Here is a 2,183-nt window from a genome sequence, read left to right on the forward strand (position 1 = left end):
CCATCGCAGATAGCCGATGCCCAAGATCACCAGCACCACCAGCAGGTCGAACCAGGTGCCCTGGAGCCAGTGGTAAAAGGCGTACACATCCAGCTGGATGGAGCGGATGCCGCGCAGCAGTGGGAACACCAGCAGCCAGATATTCTTGCCGGCGTATTTGAGGATATTGATCGGATGCTCCCGGTACAAGCCATCACCCCCTTGGGGGCTGCAACGCCGTACGCAGCTGCTCATAATCCCGCTTGCTCAGAAAGAGCAGCAGCATGGAGCCGCCGAATGCGCTCAGCAGAATGAAATTCAGCCCGGTGATCTTGGAAAAGGGTGTGGAAATGGAGGTGGTATACTGGATCGCACTGCGGCGCAGGGTCTGTGTCCGCACAAAGAAGCAGCCGCTGTGCTTGACCACCTGTTCCGGGGAAACGTAGTAGCAGGTATGCCGGAAGTACAGGGGCAGGTAGACCATGGCAGTAAACAGTCCGGCTACCGTTACGGTGACGATCACCACCCACAGCACAACCGGCAGGGCGGACAGGTAGGGGGCAACCGGAATGAAATAATACGCCAGTGCATCCAGCAGGGCGGTGACCAGCAGCAGCACCAGCCGGATCAGATTGATACAGGTTTTGTCCGCAAAGTACCGCCGCATGCATACCCCTCCCTTCGTTCTGTTTCCTCTCTGCGCCGCATATGCTTTCTGCGCAGACTTCTCTATTATCATTATAGCACATTCTTCTGTCGAAATTCAAGAGCCGAGACGCTGCTGTGGAGGGTACTATGCTGGAAACCGTCAATGCATTCATCTGGGGCAATCTGCTGCTGAGCCTGCTGCTGGGCACCGGGCTGTATTACACAGTCCGTATGCGCGGCTTTCAGCTCCGGGGCATGGGAAGGGTACTACGCTGTACCTTTTCCGGCTGCCGGAGCCGGACGGCAGGCAGCGGCAGGATTTCTCAGTTGCAAACCATGTCCGCCGCCCTTGCCGCCACCATGGGTACCGGAAACATTGTGGGAGTGGCAACGGCGCTCACTCTGGGGGGACCAGGGGCGATTTTCTGGATGTGGATCTCCGCCATTCTGGGCATGCTGCTGGTGTATGCGGAAAATATGCTGGGAGCATTGTTCCGGTACCGGTGTGAGGACGGCAGCTGGTGCGGCGGTGCCCTTGCCTATCTGGAACGGGGCATGCGCAGCCGTCCCCTTGCCCTTGCCTTTGCCGGATGCTGTGTGCTGGCGTCCCTGGGTATGGGCAATCTGGCACAGGTCAACTCCCTTGCCTGTGCTGCCCGGGATGGGTTCGGAGTGCCGCCGGTGGTATGCGGTCTGGTAACTGCCGCTTTGGCGGGGATCATAATTCTGGGTGGCGTTGACCGCATCGGCAAAGCAGCCCAGAGCCTGATCCTGCCCCTGTCCGGGCTGTATCTGCTTTGTGGCGTGGTTTTTCTGATCCTGCGCCGGGATGCGCTGGGGGATGCCTTCAGCAGCATTTTCCGGGGCGCCTTCGGACTGACCGCAGTGGGAGGGGGTGTCAGCGGCGCCGCTGTGCGCCAGTGCATCAACATTGGTCTGCGCCGGGGGGTATTCTCCAACGAAGCCGGTTTGGGAAGCGCCTCCCTGCTGCATGCGGCAGGGGAAGCGGAGGATCCCTGCGTCCAGGGCATGTGCGGCATCTTTGAGGTGTTTGCGGATACCATCCTGTGCTGCACCATGACCGCCCTGGTGATCCTGTGCAGCGGCGTGACGGATCCGACTCTGGAGGGGGCTGCTCTGGTGATGGCTGCATTTTCCACCCGGTTCGGCGCATTCGGCAGGATCTTCATTACCCTGTCTGTGATGCTGTTTGCCTTTGCCACCCTCATTGGCTGGAGTGTATGCGGAGAATCCGCCGCCCGGTATCTGTCCCCCCGATGGGGCAGTTGTGTGTACCGGATCTGTTTCCTGTTTGCCTGTATGATCGGGGCAGTGCAGGATCTGACCCTGGTGTGGCAGCTGTCGGATCTGTTCAACGGGCTGATGGCGTTTCCGAATCTGATCGGACTGATCGGGCTGCGGCGGCATGTGCATCCGCCTGCATAAGCCCGGGTGGGGTGGTACATACTTTCCTTGACTGACCAATGGAAAGGGAGTATGGAACATGAACGCTGTGATTTTTTGTGACGGGGGCTGCGGCTGGCTGGCACCTCTGA

Annotated in this window: 2 protein-coding genes and 1 pseudogene; 1 reads left to right on the top strand and 2 read right to left on the bottom strand. The window is 59.5% G+C overall.

Annotation, left to right across the window (positions count from 1 at the left end; all coding sequences use genetic code 11):
- Together QVO51_RS06170 and QVO51_RS06175 are read right to left on the bottom strand one after the other, a co-directional pair.
- Positions 1-189, bottom strand: a pseudogene (locus QVO51_RS06170) (PH domain-containing protein); the annotation flags it as partial.
- A gap of 4 nt (positions 190-193) precedes the next feature.
- Positions 194-646: a hypothetical protein gene (locus tag QVO51_RS06175; protein ID WP_022357665.1), complete on the bottom strand. Its 453-nt coding sequence runs from the start codon at positions 644-646 to the stop codon at positions 194-196.
- Between the two features lie 128 nt (positions 647-774).
- Between QVO51_RS06175 and QVO51_RS06180 the strand changes: the two genes are divergently transcribed.
- The gene (locus tag QVO51_RS06180; protein WP_022357666.1) at positions 775-2,073 is read left to right on the top strand and encodes an alanine/glycine:cation symporter family protein; all 1,299 of its coding nucleotides are present in this window, start codon (positions 775-777) and stop codon (positions 2,071-2,073) included.
- Positions 2,074-2,183 lie beyond the last annotated feature (110 nt).

It is taken from the genome of Ruminococcus sp. CAG:379, assembly GCF_000434255.1.
In the GTDB taxonomy this organism is placed as follows: domain Bacteria; phylum Bacillota; class Clostridia; order Oscillospirales; family Ruminococcaceae; genus Ruminococcus_F; species Ruminococcus_F champanellensis.

Excerpts from the sequence above, each read along its gene's own strand:
- QVO51_RS06180 (WP_022357666.1), top strand. The coding sequence starts at position 775 with ATGCTGGAAACCGTCAATGCATTCATCTGGGGCAATCTGCTGCTGAGC.
- QVO51_RS06175 (WP_022357665.1), bottom strand. The coding sequence starts at position 646 with ATGCGGCGGTACTTTGCGGACAAAACCTGTATCAATCTGATCCGGCTG.